This window comes from Pseudoalteromonas pernae, from assembly GCF_039831865.1.
Classification (GTDB): Bacteria; Pseudomonadota; Gammaproteobacteria; order Enterobacterales; family Alteromonadaceae; genus Pseudoalteromonas; species Pseudoalteromonas pernae.
The window spans coordinates 327,659-345,894 of record NZ_JBDODM010000004.1; the positions used below are offsets into that span (position 1 = coordinate 327,659).

An 18,236-nucleotide genomic window follows, 5' to 3' on the forward strand; every position below is an offset into this window, starting at 1 on the left:
AGACTGCTGGCGAAAACTTGTCGGAGTGCCCTAACCAAATTATTTGGTATATGAGGGCTGAGATCGCAATTGCGGGATCCGTTAACCTGATCAGGCTCATACCTGCGTAGGGAACAAGCTAGCCTCGGCACGCTTGTGCCATTTGGCACAAAATAAGCCCAGCCTCAGCTGCGCGCATGCGCACGGACCAAAGGCAAATACCCTTGGTATTGCCACCTCCAGACAAGACTAACTCAACCAATAAGTGAGCAATGTCATGTCAACAACGAACAAACCAACTCGTCGTCAAACTCGAGAAGCTGCAGCCAACTATATTCATAACCTGACTGGTCAGCCTTTTCCCAATTCACACAAAGTCTATGTTGAGGGCGCACATCCGGGCGTGCGCGTGGGGATGCGTGAAATTACCTTGAGCGACACTTTTATCGGCGGTACAGAAGAGAACCCGGTATTTGAAAAAAACGCGCCTATTCGTGTTTACGACACTTCGGGCCCATACACCGACCCAAACTTTGAACTCAATGTTCGCAAAGGCTTACCACAAATGCGCCGTGCCTGGATTGAAGGGCGTGACGACACCGAAGTTTTGCCAAGTAAAAGTTCGCAATTTGCCCAGCAGCGCATGGCGGATGAAGGCTTAGATCATATTCGCTTTGAGCATTTACCTGAGGTGCGCCGTGCCAAAGCGGGTAAAAATGTAACCCAGATGCACTATGCCCGCCAAGGTATCATTACCCCAGAAATGGAATACATTGCTATTCGTGAAAACATGGGCCGCGCACAACTGAGTGAGCAGCTGCGTAAAGAGCAACATCAAGGGCAATCTTTTGGTGCCAGCATTCCCGAGTTCATCACACCTGAATTTGTGCGCGATGAAGTCGCTCGTGGGCGGGCGGTGATACCAAACAACATTAACCATCCAGAATCAGAACCGATGATCATCGGTCGTAACTTCTTGGTAAAGGTGAATGCCAATATCGGCAACTCATCAGTCACTTCGTCGATTGAAGAAGAAGTGGAAAAAACCGTGTGGGCGACGCGCTGGGGTGCCGACACCATCATGGACTTATCAACGGGCCGCTACATTCACGAAACTCGAGAGTGGGTTGTGCGTAACTCGCCAGTACCTGTTGGCACAGTGCCAATTTATCAGGCGCTTGAGAAGGTAAATGGCGTAGCCGAAGATCTCACGTGGGAGATTTTCCGCGACACCTTGATTGAACAAGCTGAGCAAGGAGTGGATTACTTCACCATCCACGCCGGTGTATTGCTGCGTTATGTGCCGATGACAGCAAAGCGAGTGACGGGCATTGTCTCACGCGGTGGTTCTATCATGGCGAAATGGTGTTTGGCGCACCATAAAGAAAACTTCCTCTACACGCATTTTGAAGAGATCTGTGAGATCCTCAAACAATATGATGTGTGTTTCTCGTTAGGGGATGGGTTGCGCCCGGGCTCGATTGCTGATGCCAATGATGAAGCGCAGTTCAGTGAATTACGCACCTTAGGCGAGTTGACCAAAATTGCATGGCAACACGATGTGCAGGTGTTTATTGAAGGCCCGGGTCACGTGCCAATGCATATGATCAAAGCCAATATGGATGAGCAACTGGAGCACTGCGGCGAAGCACCTTTTTATACGCTTGGGCCGCTGACCACAGATATCGCTCCAGGCTACGATCACTTCACCTCGGGTATTGGCGCAGCACAAATCGCCTGGTACGGCTGTGCCATGTTGTGTTACGTGACGCCCAAAGAGCATTTAGGCTTGCCGAATAAAGACGATGTAAAAGAAGGCCTGATCACCTACAAAATCGCTGCGCATGCCGCGGATTTAGCAAAGGGCCACCCAGGTGCGCAAGAACGTGACAATGCCCTATCTAAAGCGCGTTTTGAATTCCGTTGGCTTGACCAATTTAACCTTGGTTTAGACCCAGAACGTGCGCGTGAATATCACGATGAAACCCTGCCGCAAGAGTCCGGTAAAGTCGCCCATTTCTGCTCTATGTGTGGTCCTAAATTCTGCTCGATGAAGATCACTCAAGAAGTGCGTGATTACGCCAAAGATCTGGAGCAAAGAGGCATCGACCCGAGCACCTTAGGTGAAGAAATTAGTGTGCGCATGGTGGATGTGGAATCTGAGATGAAAGCTAAATCTGCCGAGTTCAGAGCCTCTGGCAGCGAGCTTTATCACAAGGTTGATTGATGAAGGAAAAAGTCGCAATTGTTGGCTTTGGTGTGTGCGGTCGGGTGGCCGCACTCATGCTTGCGAAGCACTATGAAGTGCACGTGTTTGAGCGCGACGACGCCCAGGCACTAAACAGCGCGGGTTTTGTGGCAGCAGCCATGCTTGCACCGCTTGCAGAGTCGGTACACGCGAGCGCAGAGGTAGTGCAATTGGGTGCAGATTCATTAGCGCTGTGGCCTAAGTTGCTAGCACAGCTTGATGCCCCTGTGTTCTTGCAAACTTCAGGTACGATAGTGGTGGCACACGCGCAAGATAAAGGTGCGATGGCACACTTTTGTCAGCACTTAAAACCAGCATTTGCAGGCACACATGTGCCACAAACGCTGAACCAGTGCGAGTTGTTGAAATTGGAACCACAATTAGCAGCGCGCTTTCAAGGTGGGGTGTATTTACCGGGTGAAGGGCAGCTCGACAATCTTGGTTTTTACCTGCAAAGCTATGAAACCTTGAACAATCGTGGTGTGCATTTTCATTTTCACAGTGATACCAGTCCCGAGCAACTTGGCGGTGCGGGTTTTAGTGCTGTGATTGATTGCCGTGGACTCGGGGCGAAAGGCACGACCAAACTGCGCGGTGTGCGGGGAGAGGTAGCGCGCGTTGTGGCTCCTGAAGTCACATTAACGCGCCCTGTGCGGTTAATGCATCCACGTTACCCCATTTATATCGCACCTAAAGAGGATGGGCATTTTGTGATTGGTGCCACGGAAATTGAATCGCAAGACTTGCGCCCCCCGACAGTACGCAGCACCTTGGAGCTATTGTCAGCGGCGTATTCTGTGCACAGCGGCTTTGCCGAAGCGCACATCGAATCATTACAAGTCGGGCTGCGCCCTGCAGCGCAAGACAATAACCCATGCGTGACCCACGAAGGTAACATTACGAGAATCAATGGCTTATATCGCCATGGCTACATGATTGCCCCAGCGGTGGTGAAACGGGCGCTGTCTCATCTCAATACTTCTGTATAAAGGAGAAAATCAATGCAAATCTATATTAATGATGAAGTGTTTTTGGTATCTGAGCTAACTTCCGCAGAGCAAGCCATTGCGCAGTTCGACGCCAAACCACCTTTTGCGCTGGCGCTCAATGGCCAGTTTGTGGCGCAGCAGGACTATGCTCATACACAACTTAAAGCAGGGGACCGCATTGATATCCTCTCTCCTATCCAAGGAGGTTAAATGAGTGACTTATTGAATATCTACGGGCAAGAATTTAGCAGCCGTTTATTAATCGGTTCCGCACTTTACCCTTCGCCGAAGTGCATGAGCGATGCCATTCGCGCGAGTCAAAGTGAGATTGTGACTGTGTCTTTACGCAGGCAGCACTCGGCGGCTGCAGGAGACGACTTTTGGCAGCTGATCAAAGATACGGGACTCACCGTGCTGCCAAACACCGCGGGGTGTCACAGTGTGCAAGAAGTACTTACATTGGCGCAAATGTGCCGCGAAGTGTTCGCCACTGATTGGATAAAATTAGAGCTTATAGGTGATGAGTACAATTTGCAACCGGACCCTATCGCGCTGCTTGAGGCCGCTGAAAAACTCTTGGCTTTAGGCTTCAAAGTGCTGCCTTATTGCACTGACGATTTGGTTATTTGCCAACGCCTAGTGAATCTTGGTTGTGAGGTCATTATGCCTTGGGCTGCACCGATCGGCACAGGTAAGGGCATACTTAATCCGTACGCTATTCAAAGCATTCGCGAGCGATTGCCGGAGGTTACCTTAATCATTGATGCAGGACTCGGAGTGCCCTCGCATGCGTGCCAAGCAATGGAAATGGGCGTCGATGCCGTGTTGCTCAACTCCGCAATTGCCGGTGCCAATGACCCAATCTTAATGGCACAAGCTTTCGCTAATGCGACCCTAGCAGGGCGACAAAGCTACTTAGCGGGCGCCATGGCAGAAAAATCCACCGCTGTGCCTTCAACCCCCACCCTAGGTATGCCAGTATGGCACCAGTTTAACGAGTGAGAGCAGTATGAGTGAAGTAGTATGGACCATTGCTGGTTCTGATAGCGGCGGTGGCGCAGGTATTCAAGCAGATCTACATGCAATGCGCAGTTTTGGCGTACATGGGTGCAGTGCAATAACGGCACTTACGGCACAAAATAGTGTGGCAGTTGAAGCACTTAATGCGGTGTCATTGCCTGTGTTGGAATCACAGTTACAGGCCTTAGCCACTGACCTGCCACCCAAAGCCATTAAAATTGGCATGCTGGCTAACGTGCAGCAAATTCAGCTCATTGCTGAGCATCTTCGCTACTACCGTGATAAATGGCCGCAACCGCCTGTGGTGGTGTATGACCCCGTCGCCATCGCCAGTAGCGGTGATAGCCTCATCGAAGAAGACGCGCAGGCAGACATCGTTGATGCAATTAAAACCCACTTGTTGCCGCTGGTGGATGTGGTTACACCCAATGTGCATGAAACGCAAATGCTTACCGGAGTCTACCTTATTGGCCCAAGTGCGATGCGCGATGCGGCCGTAAGGTTGCAGCAATGGGGTGTGAACAGCGTCATAATTAAAGGCGGTCATTGGGATTATCCGCAAGGCTATTGTGTTGATTTTTGTCTTCACGGCGACCAAGAATACTGGTTAGGTAATGAGAGAGTAATCACGCCACATAGCCACGGCACAGGCTGCTCATTATCATCTGCTATCGCGGCGTGTTTGGCAAAAGGCTACCCACTCAAAGACGCATTTATTCTGGCCAAAGCTTATATCAATGCAGGTTTGAAAGTTGCGCAGCGTTATGGCGAGGGCGTAGGGCCAGTTGCCCATACTCAATTCCCTGAAAACCTCGATGATTTCCCCCAAGTCATTGAGCCGGGCAGTTGGCTTGGTGATGCACTTGATTTTGATTGCGACCCAGACTTTAACTATGCCGCAGGTTTTGCCTCATGCCCCGAAAAGCTTGGTTTGTATGCTGTGGTTGATTCATTTGCGTGGCTTGAACTGTGCTTGGCGCACGGTATTAAAACCGTGCAATTACGCATAAAAGACGCAGACTCACCTAATCTTGAGCAAGATATAAAACGAGCTATTGAACTTGGGCGCCAACATGATGCTCAGGTGTTTATCAACGATCATTGGCAGTTGGCGCTTAAACATGGTGCATATGGCGTGCATTTAGGGCAAGAAGATCTGCACTTAGCCAACCTCAAAGCTATTCAAGATGCAGGTATGCGCTTAGGGCTTTCCACTCATGGTTTTTATGAGATGTTGTTGGCCCACAACTACCGTCCAAGTTACTTGGCGTTCGGGGCGATATACCCAACTACAACCAAAGACATGACGGGGCAAATTCAAGGTCTTGAGAAGCTTAAGCACTTCGTGCCTCTCATGCGCAGGCATTATCCAACGGTGGCAATTGGCGGCATAGATGTAACCCGCTTACCAGATGTGGCAAAAACTGGGGTTGCCAGTATTGCTGTGGTACGCGCGATCACCGAAGCATCGGACCCCGCAGCGGCTATCGCGCAACTGCAACAACTGATGGTGCAATACGGTGACTAATGACATACAGCAAAGTAGCGCTTTGAGTGCCAAAGAGCAGCAGCGATACGCCCGCCAGATCATGCTCGATGATGTAGGAATGAATGGGCAGCTAAGGCTCAAACAGGCCCATGTCTTGGTCATAGGCTGCGGTGGGCTAGGCTCTGCAGCACTGCCGTATTTGGCAAGCTCAGGTATTGGGCACCTTACCTTGATGGATGATGATGTGGTGGAGTTGTCAAATTTGCAGCGGCAAATCATGTTTAAGGTGAACCACTTAGGTCAAGCCAAAGCGAAGGCTGGCGCAAAAGTGCTAGCGAGCTTGAACAATGAGATAGTCATTGAGGCGGTTACCCAAAGAGCGGATTCAGATAATTTAGCGGCCTTTATTAAGCGTGCCGATATTGTGCTTGATTGCAGTGATAACTTCGCCACTCGTTATGCGATTAATCGCCTATGCCATCGTCTCAAAAAGCCACTGGTAAGTGCTGCAGCGACGGGTTTCCAAGGTCATGTTGTGAGCTTTGATTTCTCCGACGCAGGTAGTGCCTGTTATGAATGTATTTTCCCCGAGCGCGATGATAACCCTGTGGCTAACTGTTCGACCTTGGGCGTGATTGCGCCACTGCTTGGTGTGATGGGGTCGCAACAAGCACTTATTACGATTCAGGCGTTGCTAGGGACAGGTGAGTTCAGCGTACTGCATAGCTATAACGCCAAAAGCTTACAACAAAAGCGTTTTACCGTGGTTAAAAACCCCAGCTGCGCATGTTGTGGGCAACAAAAAGCCGAGCAATGAAAGCTCGGCTTTTTAGTGTACTTACACAGACGTTTTGGGATTAACCCGCGAATGCGTCTTGTAGAGGTGGTACAACTTGCTTCTTGCGGCTAAGTACGCCATCAAGCCATACTTTCGAGTCTTTGATCTCTTCGCCGTATGCTTTGACCACAATGCTTTCATCGTCAGAAGCGATAAGCATTTGTGAGCCTTCTTTCATAATGTCAGTTAAAAGTAGCAGCACGCTGTGGCGGTTGCCTTCTTCTTTTAGCTTGGCGATGTCAGCTTCAAGGTCTGCTTTAATGTCATCGAATACCGCTAGGTCGATTACTTCAAGCTGGCCGATACCTACAAGCTGACCGTTCATGTTGAAGTCTTTAAAATCACGCATTACTAGGTCGCGCACAGGTGTGCCTTCAACCGCTGATTTCACTTTGAACATTTCCATGCCTAGCTCTTTAGGGTCATCAACGCCCGCGATTTCCGCAAGTGCTTCAACACATTTGATGTCAGCTGTGGTACACGTTGGTGATTTGAAGATAACGGTGTCGCTTAGGATTGCGCACATCATCAAACCAGCAATGTTCTTAGGAATTTCGACATTGTAGAAGTCGTACATCATCTTGATGATGGTGTTTGAACAACCTACTGGACGGATCCAACACTCAAGCGGTGTTGATGTCGTTAAATCACCTAGTTTGTGGTGGTCAACTACACCAACAACAGTCGCTTGGTCGATGTCATCTGGTGCTTGTGTTTTTTCAGTGTGGTCAACGATGTAAACGTTTTCGCCAGCGTAGCTCATTTTCAGCTCAGGCGCTTCAAAACCAAAGCGATCTAAGATGAACTGAGTCTCTGGTGACACTTCACCTAAACGGGTTGGAATTGCTTCTTCACCGATTTGGTTTTTCAAATACGCAAGTGCGATTGCACCGCAGATAGAATCAGAATCAGGGATCTTGTGCCCTACTACATACATTGCCATTGTGACTCTCCTAAAAATTTTGCCGCTATTGTAACAATAATTAACCGCTATGCGGTAGCAGCAAATAGGCTGCTTATGTGGGACTTTTTGGTTACACTGAGGGTTAGTTTATATCTAAGGTGTCATAGATGGCCGTAATCAAATTATCCCGCAAAGGTTGGAATAACCTCATCATATTTGCCATGTTGATTATGATCTTTTTATTCAATGGCTTGCACCATAAGTTGGGGGGAGTTGACGAGCCTGTTGGGCCACAGCCAATTCTTCCTGAGCAAAGTTATATTTTGGCGCTGGAATATCCTGGTGTTCGTATTGAACGCATTGGCACCAGCTGGCGTATACAAGCAGAGCAACTACAGAGCGTTGAGCAGGCGCAGCTAGAAAATATCATCGCAGCGTGGCAAAACACACAAGTAGATCTTGGAGCCAAAACCAGCGCGTCGCCTATGTTGGTGGCGACTCTCTCATTAGCGGGCGAAGCGCAACCTTGGGTGTATGTGTTATACCCAGATGGTCAGCAGTATCAGCTATTTGACCGCCAGCAACAGCGCTGGTTGCTATTGAGCAAACAACAAGCACAACAATTATTTATACAATTAGAAGGTTAAGTCATGCCTGAACTTCCAGAAGTTGAAGTTAGCCGTTTAGGCATTGCGCCACATATTGAAGGGCGCACCCTCACCAAAGTAAGTATTCACCAACCTCAGCTTCGTTGGCCTGTCAGTCAGCAGGTATACGCATTGGCCGGCAAACAGATTGAATCCGTCACTCGTCGCGCTAAATATTTGCTTTTGCACACAGATGAAGGCGCCGTGATTTTGCACTTAGGAATGTCGGGTCACTTGCGGGTTGTCGACATAAACGAGCCGCTAAAAAAGCACGACCATGTCGTGTTTGAATTTGATAATGGTTTGAGCTTACGCCTTAATGACTCGCGCAGATTTGGTGCCTGTTTATGGCAAGAGCTCGACAGCATGCATGCTGTTTTTAGCAAATTAGGACCGGAACCACTAACCGAAGATTTTGACGCCAAGTGGTTGTTCGAAAAATCACGTAACAAGAAGCAGCCCATTAAACAGTTCTTAATGGACAATCATGTGGTGGTTGGAGTTGGTAATATTTACGCTAACGAGTCGTTGTTTAAAGCCGGTATTCACCCCAAGCGTGAAGCGGGCAAAGTGAGTTTAGCACGCTATCAAAAACTGACGCCGATTATCAAAGAAACGTTGGCTGCGGCTATTGAGCAAGGCGGCACAACATTGAAAGACTTCGCGCAAAGCGATGGTAAGCCAGGTTATTTCGCGCAGCAGCTATTGGTGTATGGGCGTAAGGGGCAGCCGTGCATGACTTGTGAAACAGAGTTAACTGAAATTCGATTAGGTGGACGTAGCACTGTTTATTGCAAACAGTGCCAAAAGTGATCAGTCCAAGTTCATGGCAATGAGCGAGGCCAGCGCAAACAAATGCATGGCCTCATCCAGAGCAAAGCTGGTGTCGGTGCGGGCGATATTTAAGGTGCCATAGCATTTTCCGCGGTATAGCATGGGGGCATCGAGACAACTACTCAGTCCGCCTTCGTAGAGCATGCGGCAATCTTGATAAGTCTCTAATGCTAAGTCATGACACAGCATTAACTTCTGCTGCTTGTAGACTTGGCCAACAAGTGTGAAGTCGATAGGCAAAGGTATGCTGCGCGGGATCGCCTGATTGCCTTCAACCGCATGCAAAGTCATGTATCCCTGTTGAGTAGGCAGAGCAATGCTGGCCCTGTCCCAACTCATTAATCTTGATAACCAACTTGAGGCAACTGAGAGTACTTCTTTTTGCGTGCGTGACTGTGCCAACGACATCACAAACAAAGGTGATATGCCCACTAGCTTGTGTTGGTAGTCAAAAAAACTCCCTGCATCAAGCGACCATACATTATCCGTATCATGGTTTAGAAAAGACATTCAGCGCTTCTCGCTTGTTTCTATATTGGGTATCGCTATTAAATAATAAAAATGCTCAAAGCTCAAACGGTGCGACACCGATTCCTTTTAACGTATAGCCTGTTTTGGCTATATCACCACTCCAACTTTCGGTACTGATTACGCCAGTCACTACAATAGCGTCATAAAGACTCTCGATTGGTACGCCATCAGCAATAGTCACATGGACAATTTGATTCGGTGGCGGCGGTGGCACGTGGATACAAGCGCCGAAATAAGGCACTAGAAGAAATTCAGTGATCACTTCGCTGTCGCCTTCGAGGGGCACTACAAAGCCTGGTAAGCTAACCGTTTTGCCGTTGTAGGTTGTGACGACTGGCGCGTCGAGATCCGGTTGCACCCAGTTTTGATCGGCACCCTCGTGCGACGATGCTGAGTTACGCGTATCGACCGTAATATGGCCTTCAGGCACTAGGTCTTCCCAGAAAATCTCAATCGGTTCGTTCGCAAACGAGTTGATAGCAAAGGTGGCGATAATGGTCGCCATGAAATAACGAAAAAGCGTCATAATAATCCTAAGTTTTAATGCTCATCCCATCATGGAGGGAATAAAAATACGCACGGACTGCCGGAAGTAAACCAACCAGCCAGCCAGCGCTAATAATACCTGCGACAAGCGTGAGTTCATAGTGTGACAACCTTGATAGCGTCACGCTAATACCGCCATAAGCTTGGAGCATTGGCTGGGTGCTCAACAGCAGTAGATAACTCAGAGCAACGCCCAGCGCTGTGCCTACCACGCTTATCAGTAATGACTCCAAACTCATCAAGGAGAAAATGTGCCACGGTTTGGCACCCACAGAACGCAAAATTGCTAACTCGCGCCGCCTTTGTGAGAGGTTTGCAAGCAAGGTGGTGAGCATGCCTAACAGGCTGACGACCAGTACTACTGCGGAAAACAAAATGAGCAGCTTCTCGACAATGGCCAGCATTCCCCACAATTCGCGCAGCGTAACTCCCGGCATAATGGCCATCAATGGTTCAGCTTTATAGGTATTGATATTACGGCGCACTTGCAAGGTGTACAAAGGGCTGTCGAAACCAATTAAAAAAGCGCTTATTTGTGTGGGCTGACCTATCAAATCGTCACTAGGTTGATGACTTTCTTCTAAGTGTTCATCGCCTTGGTGATGTTCATGGTCGTCATGATGTGCTGGCGCAGGGCCCGAATTTGTGTGCATCTGCTCAATAGCAATAAGCGGCACATGCAAGGTTTTATCCACTGGGGTACCCGTTGCCTCGAGAATACCGACTATGGTTAACGGATTTTCATCATGATTGTGGAAACTAGTATTTCCCATACCGTGTGCGACAACGATTTTATCATCAAGCTTATAGCCTAGTTCAGCAGCAATTTGTGCTCCTAACACCACCTCATCAGCGTGCATGAATTCACGACCCAGGCTGAAGGCAAGCCCTTGCTTCTTACCAAATTTGAAGTGCTCAAAGTAGCCAGTGGTTGTGCCTAACACAGCATAACCCTTATGGGCATCACCCAAAGACAGTGGAATAGACCAATTAACGCCACGTTTGCTAATGATGTCTTGATAGCTTTGCCAGCTCACCCCATTGTTCATATGGCCAATGCGAAATACAGAAGCTAAGAGCAGTTGAATATCGCCAGTGCGTGCGCCAACAATTAAATCTGTACCAGATACCGTGGCCGCGAAGCTTTCTTTGGCCTGCACTCGCACTCGCTCAATGGTCAGCAGTAACATCACGCTAATGGCGATGGTGATGACGCTTAACAACACACTTGCTTTGCGGTTGAGTAAACTCTTGCTGGCGAGTTTGAAAAGGATCATGACAACGCTCCTTGTAATTCATCTAGGTGCACCACCCGTGAAAATAGCGAAGCGAGGCTGTGCTCATGGCTGACAAAGACAACCGTAGCGCCAGTTTTATCGGTTTGCGCAAACAACAACTCAATAAACGCCTTGCGGTTTGCTTCATCTAATGCCGACGTTGGCTCATCGGCAATTATGATTTCAGGGTCGCCAATCACCGCGCGAGCGGCGGCCACTCGTTGTTGTTGGCCAATGCTCAATGTGTTCACTGCTTTGTGATGATGTTGTTCGTCGAGGCCCAACTGTACTAGCAGCTTCTTAGCAACCACCGTTAATGAATCACCGTGTGACAGTGCGCGTTGTTTACGTAATTTGGAGAACTCACACGCCAGTGTCACATTCTCGATTGGGTTGAGGTATGGCAGTAAATTAAAGCTCTGAAAAATATAGCCAATATGGTCGGCACGAAATTGGTCGCGTTGCGCACTGCTGAGGTTGTGCAGAGCACAGCCGTTTAGTGTAATGCTGCCTTGCTGTGGCACTTGGATACCGGCAAGCAAAGACAGTAAGGTTGATTTACCCGAGCCACTTGGCCCGTGCAGAAACAAATGTTCACCTTGTTTGACATGCAAAGCATCAATGTTGAGGGTGGGGTTGGCCGATTTTCCGTGCCAAGAGAACCACAACTTATCAATTTTAATCATGTTTATTACGATTCGCGCCACTGATTGTTGTGACTGTATCACACCGCTACGGCACGTTCAGCTTGTTGCGATTAAAAGCGCCAATAGCCAAGCTTTTTACGCATTTTGAACTGGCGAATGATGTTCAATGGTTTGCGTTTGAGTTCTTTGCCATCGGATTCAATTAGGTCATTGGTTGCAGCAAGCACACGTTGGCTCGACAGACCATCTTGATATGGATGGAGTTGTTGGCAAAATGCTTCGATTTCTTGCATTAATGCCACAGGTTGAGTCAGCGCATGGTCGATTGCCGCTTCAACTTCACTCGCTTCGGTGACATTTAAAATGTGTGGGCCAGGTGCCTGATTATTAAAGGTGACAACTGGGCGGCGCAACAACAAGAACATCAATAGGATAGATGAAGTATCACACAGCATTACATCGGCTGCTTGCAACAAAGGGATGACGTTGTCTGTTTCGATAAAGGTGAGGGTGTCATCCTGCATCGCTTTGTATTGGTCCACAATCTCTGTTGCCATCTTCGGATGAAATTGCACCAAAATGCGATATTTGCCGCTGTCGCGCAGCTGTTTTACTTGCTCTATTAATTGCGGTGCTAGCGAGAGGCGTTTTGAAAAAGTTGAGCAAATTAATAATGTTGGGCGCGTATCCGCCTCTGATTTATAAGGGTTATTGGCAATGTCACTAAAGAGCGGATCGAGCATGGTCCAGCCCGTTTCACGCACCCGGAAAAACCCCATTTCTTTCGCTTGCTGGGCAAATGGACCCGTTGTGTTAGGGCCTTGTGTGCAGTAAAGATCGAAACAGCCGCGAATGGTAAAGTGATCATTTTTGCCACGGCTGTTTAATTTACCTGCATCAAAGCCGTGGAAAACAGCGACTTTTTTACCCGGAAAAAAAGTAGGTAAAATGTTTGCTGGGGCAAATGTGGCATGTGGATTCCAAGCTTTGATTTCATCAATGCTATGCAACCTGTGTTCATCAGCGGCTAAAAAGTCAGGGTTCACCTCAGAGCCTTCTAAAAACCACTTTACTTCACCACCATGAGTGCGAATTTGTTGCTGAAGAGGGCGCAAAATTGCATACGAGTAATTTTGCGAGATATACATTAAATAACGTTTGCCCTGAGTACCTTGCGCCAATTCCACTTCATCGCCCCTAGCGTAATATGATGAAAGTTAGTTTACCGCAATATGAAGAGTGAGTGACAGAGTAAATCGGTACTTTTCCTGTGGGATGAAAAAAGATAGGACAAAAGTCCGCTATTGTCGGCGTTTTTCTTTATCTTCGGTCTAACCTAGCTTATCATAGCGCGCCTAAGTCATGGGCTGTTTTTAAGCTCATGCACAGTAACTGAATTGATGCGATCAGCCCCTTTTGGAGTAGCCATGAGCAATTATAAAGTCTTAGACGTTAACGACGATTTACCTATCCGTACTAAAGGACCCGTCCACAGTGGTAAGGTTCGTTCAGTATATTGGTTAACTGAGCAAGACAGCGCCCGATTGATTGCTGAAAAGGGCTATGCCGTACCCGCTGGTACCGAATTGGCTATCATGGTCATTTCTGACCGTATCTCTGCATTTGACTGTATTTGGCAAGGCGAAGAGGGCCTTAATGGTGTGCCAGGTAAAGGCATTGCATTGAATGCGGTTGCATCACACTGGTTTAAGCAATTTGATGCGGCTGGTTTGGCAGGTAATCACATTGTTGATATCCCTCATCCGTACATCTGGATTGTTCGCAAAGCAAAAACGGTGAAAGTTGAAGCGATTGCGCGTCAATACATTACCGGCAGCATGTGGCGTGACTACGCCAAAGGCATCCGTTCTTTTTGTGGCATCGATTTGCCAGAGGGGCTAACGGCGAATCAAAAGCTGGATGAAGTGCTTATCACACCATCAACCAAAGGCATCATTGAAGGCCTTGATGATGTACCAGCGGTAGACGACGTGAACATCACGCGTAAAAATATCACGGACAACTTAGACGCCTTCAACTTCAACTCAGAAGAAGACGTTGCAAAGTATGAACACCTGCTAGTGCAAGGTTTCAACGTAATCAGCGCAGAGCTTGCGAAATTGGATCAAATCTTTGTCGATACTAAGTTCGAATTTGGTTACGTTGAAGATATGAATGGCAACGAGCAATTAATTTATATCGATGAAGTAGGTACTCCTGACTCATCACGTATCTGGGATGGAGCGGCATTTCGCGATGGTAAAATCATCGAAAACTCAAAAGAAGGTTTCCGCCAACTCCTTATCAACAATGTGCCTGACAGCGATGTGTTATTAAATAAAGACCGCATGGCGGAGCGTGAAGAATTGGCTCGAGGCTACAAGTTACCAGTAGATGTGATGATGCAAGTGTCGAATACTTACGTAGGTATTGCGAGCAAAATTATCGGTGAGAACTTAGCAATCCCAGTTGATCCTCGCAGCGAAATTATCGCTATTCTTGATAAAGAATATCAGCTGATTGATTAATAAAAAGTGATTTGAAAAATACCGCTCACCTTGGTGCAGCGGTATTTTTTTGTGCAAAATTATCCACTGCGTTTTCTATCTTATGTATTGAAGTTCGCCAATCGTGCGCAAATTTAATAATAAAAGCTGATAAAACCCCAGTTTTCCAATTCTTGTCTCACTAATCGTCACTATCAACTAGTAATTTTATTGTCATTTTTAGTATGATGCGTCGCTGTTGTTAACAATGTGCGCATTTTGTAATGAAAGTCTTCTTTGATGTCTTACATCTTTATTATCTCCCTCAGTACCTGCCTGTTTATCAGCAGTTACTTAAGGCGCAAGCGCATGTCTGTTTCATTTTTTACAAGCATGAAGCACCGGAGTTGATAGCGGCAGCAGAAAAGGTCATTGCCGAGACGAATCTCCCAGTGCAGTGGTTAGAGGACGAGTCAGACGCACTGGATTTCTATTTTCAATGTGATGCAGACTGGATCATCTTTGGCAAAGCGTTTGCGCGCATGAATGAGCTCAACCAAGTAAAGAAAACCGCGTTGATGCAGCACGGGATAGGGCCCAAGGCGTGTTATTACGATGCCTCAAATAACGCCGCAAGTGTGCGTTTTGTCGAGGGCCAACATCGGCTTGCGCGTTTACAAAGCCTTTACCCTGATGCTAGGTTTGTCGATACTGGCTATGCCAAACTTGACTCGTTACTCAGTTCGCAACCACTGCTCGATGACATGCCGTTGCGCCTCGAACAGCTGGGTTTGAAAAGTGGCAAAAAGACTCTCTTGTACGCCCCGACCTTTTATCCCAGTTCAATAGAAATGATGGACAAAAATTGGGTGGATGACTACGCCCATTGCAACATCATTATAAAGCCACACTTTTTCTCACTCACTAAAGCTAAGTATCGAAAACAACAGGCTTTGCTTGCACAGTGGGGAGCTCGCGAGCATGTTTATCTTGCGCCGATAAGTGACTTTAACTTGGTGCCTTTTATGGCGCTTGCGGATGTGCTGATATCGGATGCATCATCGGCTATTTTTGAGTTTTTTGCCCTCGAAAAGCCTGTTGTATGGTGCAACTTTTACAAGTTGCGTTGGTCCTATCGAGGGCCTTTCGCATACCGATTTAAAGCAAGGTTGGATGCTGATATCGACTACTTCAATGCACTTTGCTTTCGGGTTGATAAAGCGAAGTGGGTGTCAGCGGCGATAGACCGCGCGCTGGCAGAGCCTTTGGCAAATCATAATGACGAAACACAAACAACAATAACAAAGTTGGCAGGGAAGCTTGATGGGTTAAGTTCACAGCGAATAGTAAGCTTCTTACATGACAATTAAAGTAATCACCTTTGGTACCTTCGATGTATTCCATGTTGGCCATGTAAACCTATTACAGCGGGCAGCAAAATTAGGCGATGAGCTCATCGTTGGGGTTTCCTCAGACGCGCTAAATATAGCAAAAAAAGGGCGCTCCCCCGTTTATTCACAGCAAGACCGTATGCGCATTATCGCAGCGATGTCCGATGTCACTCGTGTATTTGTAGAAGAATCCCTTGAGTTGAAGCGCCAATACATTGAGCAGTTTGACGCCGATATTCTGGTGATGGGGGATGATTGGCGCGGAAAGTTTGATGAGTTTAACGATATTTGCGAAGTGATTTACCTGCCACGCACACCCAGTATTTCTACCACTGAAATTATTGAAGTGGTGAGGCAGCCACAGTTCTGCTAACGTCCTATACTCAGTGACAATTTTTCATGAACTAGGTGGTCTATGAGCCAGCAAATTTCGGTAATGCAACTCGACGCACTGTTGCACAACCCTAAACTCGTGGTCTTTGATGCAGGCATGGTGATGCCGGGTAAATCGGGCGCTTACGCGCCAGCGGCGGTCATCAAAGGAGCTAGACGTTTCGACATCAAATCAGCGCTCGCTGATACGTCTAGTCCTTGGCCTAATACGTTATGCAATGCGCAGCAGTTTGAACAACAGATGCAAGCAGCGGGCGTGGATCACGACTCTGAAGTAGTGGTGTATGACGACCAAGGCTTGTTTAGTGCAGCACGCGCGTGGTGGATGTTTAAAGCGTTTGGTTTTGACAACGTAAAAGTATTGCGTGGTGGTTTACCAGCGTGGCGCAACGCAGAGTTACCAGTGCAACAGGGCTGGAGTGAATCTTCTTCACAAGGTAATTTCAAAGCATCGCCAAGAGATGCGCACTTTATTGATACGCAAGCGGTTTTGGCGGCCATCGATGAAGACAGCACATTGCTTTTAGATGCGCGACCAGCGAAACGCTTCGCAGGGGAAATGGCAGAACCAAGAGAAGGTATGCGTGCTGGATGTATTCCGAACTCTAAAAATCTTCCTTATGGCGAAATCGTGCAAGACGGCGAGTTACTGCCAAAAGAGCAATTGCAATCCAAACTCGCGCAACTGGTCAGCGAGCAACCCCAGCATTTGCAGTTTAGTTGCGGCTCGGGCATCACAGCATGTATTTTAGCCTTGGCAGCTTATGAGTGTGGCTACAGCAATTTACACGTTTATGATGGCTCGTGGAGTGAGTGGGGAGCTTGCCCTGAGCTACCGCTTGGCTAAAGTTCAGTAGGCACAAAAAAGGGCAGTTTTCACTGCCCTTTTTCGGTATTACTTGTGGTAACTCAAGCACGTTTCCACTTCATCTTTCGAACCTAAAATCACCGCAACGCGCTGGTGAATTTGCTCAGGATGAATATCCATGATGCGCTCATAACCGGTAGAGGCAACACCGCCAGCTTGTTCAATCAACATCGCCATTGGGTTTGCTTCATACAACAGACGAAGTTTGTAAGGTTTCTCAGGATTTTTCGTATCCGCAGGGTAAGTAAACAAGCCACCGCGCGTTAATACGCGATGCACATCACCTACCATGGCTGCAATCCAACGCATATTGAAGTTTTGGCCACGTGGGCCAGTTTTTCCTGCTAGTAGATCGGTAATGTAGTTTTGCATTGCCGGTTCCCAGTGGCGCTGATTTGAGGCATTGATAGCAAATTCATTTGTTTGCGCAGGCACATGGGCTAAATCAGTAGATAGTAAAAACGAACCGTGGGTTTTATCTAATGTGAAAACACGCGTGCCTTTACCTGTGGTTAGCGCCAGCATAGTTGATGGGCCATACAACACATAGCCCGCAGCCACTTGTTGATCACCTTTTTGTAAAAAGATGCTCGGGTCGCTCGCATCAGCGTCTTTAGGTACTTGCATGATAGAGAAGATAGTACCAACCAGTGAATTGATATCTATGTTCGATGAGCCATCAAGTGGATCGAAGGCAACGATGTATTCGGCGTCTGGGTTGCCAGCTACCGTGCCGGGCTCTTCTTCTGACGCAATGGCTTTGACGTACCCTGACTCAAGTAAAATATCTTTGAGTAATTGATTAGATAATACATCTAGCTTCTTTTGTGTTTCACCTTGGATGTTTTCATCCAAAGTTGAGCCAAGCACACCCGAAAGCGCACCTTGGCTTACGCGGAAAGATATTTCTTTACAAGCAGCCAAAATAGTACGAATGAGTGAGACTAGTTCGTGTGAACAACCGTCTTCAAGCAATACCGGAGGGAGTCGTCGCATCCTAAATGTTCCTAAGTCTATGGGCTCTAAACGATTATTTAAGTGAGAGAGTACCGTTTAGATTACGCTGTGTGTTTATCGCTTTGTGGTTGTAGATTGTATACAGAGCGATATACTCAATGCATATAACCTACAGTCCATCAACGATACCAA

19 protein-coding genes and 1 riboswitch are annotated in these 18,236 nt (G+C 47.6%); of the genes, 12 read left to right on the forward strand and 7 right to left on the reverse strand.

Translation table 11 applies throughout. The annotated features are described in order from the left end of the window. The first annotated feature begins 11 nt into the window (after nt 1–11). A riboswitch (TPP riboswitch) is annotated at nt 12–130 on the forward strand. 126 nt (nt 131–256) lie between these two features. Genes thiC through V1358_RS11805 form a run of 6 tightly spaced genes read left to right on the forward strand, consistent with a single transcriptional unit; the run spans nt 257 to nt 6,542 of the window. Continuing rightward, the gene (gene thiC / locus V1358_RS11780; protein ID WP_347393652.1) at nt 257–2,206 is read left to right on the forward strand and encodes a phosphomethylpyrimidine synthase ThiC; all 1,950 of its coding nucleotides are present in this window, start codon (nt 257–259) and stop codon (nt 2,204–2,206) included. Next, the gene (locus V1358_RS11785; protein WP_347393653.1) at nt 2,206–3,216 is read left to right on the forward strand and encodes an FAD-dependent oxidoreductase; all 1,011 of its coding nucleotides are present in this window, start codon (nt 2,206–2,208) and stop codon (nt 3,214–3,216) included. Before thiC ends, V1358_RS11785 begins: the two co-directional genes overlap by 1 nt. A 12-nt stretch (nt 3,217–3,228) precedes the next feature. Beyond that, on the forward strand, nt 3,229–3,426 hold the full coding sequence (gene thiS, locus V1358_RS11790; protein WP_347393654.1) for a sulfur carrier protein ThiS: 198 nt from the start codon (nt 3,229–3,231) through the stop codon (nt 3,424–3,426). Beyond that, nucleotides 3,427–4,218 (forward strand): thiazole synthase, encoded by a 792-nt coding sequence (locus tag V1358_RS11795; protein ID WP_347393655.1) that lies wholly within the window; start codon nt 3,427–3,429, stop codon nt 4,216–4,218. Nucleotides 4,219–4,225: 7 nt separating this feature from the next. Next, entirely contained in the window at nt 4,226–5,764 is a 1,539-nt protein-coding gene (thiE, locus tag V1358_RS11800) for a thiamine phosphate synthase (protein ID WP_347393656.1), read from the forward strand. Further along, a complete protein-coding gene (locus tag V1358_RS11805) occupies nt 5,757–6,542 on the forward strand; it encodes a HesA/MoeB/ThiF family protein (protein WP_347393657.1) in 786 nt (261 codons plus the stop codon). The genes thiE and V1358_RS11805 overlap by 8 nt, the downstream gene beginning before the upstream one ends. A 40-nt stretch (nt 6,543–6,582) precedes the next feature. On the opposite strand, the gene V1358_RS11810 is transcribed toward V1358_RS11805, so the two are convergent. Continuing rightward, nucleotides 6,583–7,506 (reverse strand): manganese-dependent inorganic pyrophosphatase, encoded by a 924-nt coding sequence (locus tag V1358_RS11810; RefSeq protein ID WP_347393658.1) that lies wholly within the window; start codon nt 7,504–7,506, stop codon nt 6,583–6,585. A 128-nt stretch (nt 7,507–7,634) separates the two neighbouring features. On the opposite strand from V1358_RS11810, the gene V1358_RS11815 reads away from it, so the two are divergent. Together V1358_RS11815 and mutM are read left to right on the forward strand one after the other, a co-directional pair. Continuing rightward, nucleotides 7,635–8,114 (forward strand): hypothetical protein, encoded by a 480-nt coding sequence (locus tag V1358_RS11815; protein ID WP_347393659.1) that lies wholly within the window; start codon nt 7,635–7,637, stop codon nt 8,112–8,114. A gap of 3 nt (nt 8,115–8,117) precedes the next feature. Further along, the gene (gene mutM, locus V1358_RS11820; protein WP_347391647.1) at nt 8,118–8,927 is read left to right on the forward strand and encodes a bifunctional DNA-formamidopyrimidine glycosylase/DNA-(apurinic or apyrimidinic site) lyase; all 810 of its coding nucleotides are present in this window, start codon (nt 8,118–8,120) and stop codon (nt 8,925–8,927) included. On the opposite strand, the gene V1358_RS11825 is transcribed toward mutM, so the two are convergent. The 5 genes from V1358_RS11825 to V1358_RS11845 all read right to left on the reverse strand — a co-directional run bounded on the left by V1358_RS11825 (nt 8,928) and on the right by V1358_RS11845 (nt 13,136). Beyond that, nucleotides 8,928–9,458 (reverse strand): GAF domain-containing protein, encoded by a 531-nt coding sequence (locus V1358_RS11825; RefSeq protein ID WP_347391646.1) that lies wholly within the window; start codon nt 9,456–9,458, stop codon nt 8,928–8,930. It abuts the gene before it with no gap. Nucleotides 9,459–9,513: 55 nt separating this feature from the next. Then, complete coding sequence (locus V1358_RS11830) at nt 9,514–10,005, reverse strand: DUF3299 domain-containing protein (RefSeq protein WP_347391645.1); 492 nt, start codon at nt 10,003–10,005, stop codon at nt 9,514–9,516. 7 nt (nt 10,006–10,012) lie between these two features. Next, a complete protein-coding gene (locus tag V1358_RS11835; protein ID WP_347393660.1) occupies nt 10,013–11,302 on the reverse strand; it encodes an ABC transporter permease in 1,290 nt (429 codons plus the stop codon). Beyond that, on the reverse strand, nt 11,299–11,988 hold the full coding sequence (locus V1358_RS11840) for an ABC transporter ATP-binding protein (RefSeq protein WP_347393661.1): 690 nt from the start codon (nt 11,986–11,988) through the stop codon (nt 11,299–11,301). Before V1358_RS11840 ends, V1358_RS11835 begins: the two co-directional genes overlap by 4 nt. A gap of 71 nt (nt 11,989–12,059) precedes the next feature. Then, on the reverse strand, nt 12,060–13,136 hold the full coding sequence (locus V1358_RS11845) for a CDP-glycerol glycerophosphotransferase family protein (protein WP_440589887.1): 1,077 nt from the start codon (nt 13,134–13,136) through the stop codon (nt 12,060–12,062). A gap of 240 nt (nt 13,137–13,376) precedes the next feature. Here V1358_RS11845 and V1358_RS11850 point away from each other — a divergent pair, with 240 nt between their 5' ends. The 4 genes from V1358_RS11850 (at nt 13,377) to V1358_RS11865 (ending at nt 17,066) form a co-directional block, all read left to right on the forward strand. Continuing rightward, nucleotides 13,377–14,477, forward strand: coding sequence for a phosphoribosylaminoimidazolesuccinocarboxamide synthase (locus V1358_RS11850; RefSeq protein ID WP_347391642.1), 1,101 nt, complete (start codon nt 13,377–13,379; stop codon nt 14,475–14,477). Nucleotides 14,478–14,719: 242 nt separating this feature from the next. Beyond that, nucleotides 14,720–15,805: a CDP-glycerol glycerophosphotransferase family protein gene (locus tag V1358_RS11855; RefSeq protein ID WP_347393662.1), complete on the forward strand. Its 1,086-nt coding sequence runs from the start codon at nt 14,720–14,722 to the stop codon at nt 15,803–15,805. Further along, entirely contained in the window at nt 15,795–16,199 is a 405-nt protein-coding gene (locus V1358_RS11860; protein WP_347391640.1) for an FAD synthase family protein, read from the forward strand. Before V1358_RS11855 ends, V1358_RS11860 begins: the two co-directional genes overlap by 11 nt. A gap of 42 nt (nt 16,200–16,241) precedes the next feature. Further along, complete coding sequence (locus V1358_RS11865; protein ID WP_347393663.1) at nt 16,242–17,066, forward strand: sulfurtransferase; 825 nt, start codon at nt 16,242–16,244, stop codon at nt 17,064–17,066. Nucleotides 17,067–17,114: 48 nt separating this feature from the next. On the opposite strand, the gene V1358_RS11870 is transcribed toward V1358_RS11865, so the two are convergent. Next, the gene (locus V1358_RS11870; RefSeq protein ID WP_347393664.1) at nt 17,115–18,083 is read right to left on the reverse strand and encodes a class 1 fructose-bisphosphatase; all 969 of its coding nucleotides are present in this window, start codon (nt 18,081–18,083) and stop codon (nt 17,115–17,117) included. Nucleotides 18,084–18,236 lie beyond the last annotated feature (153 nt).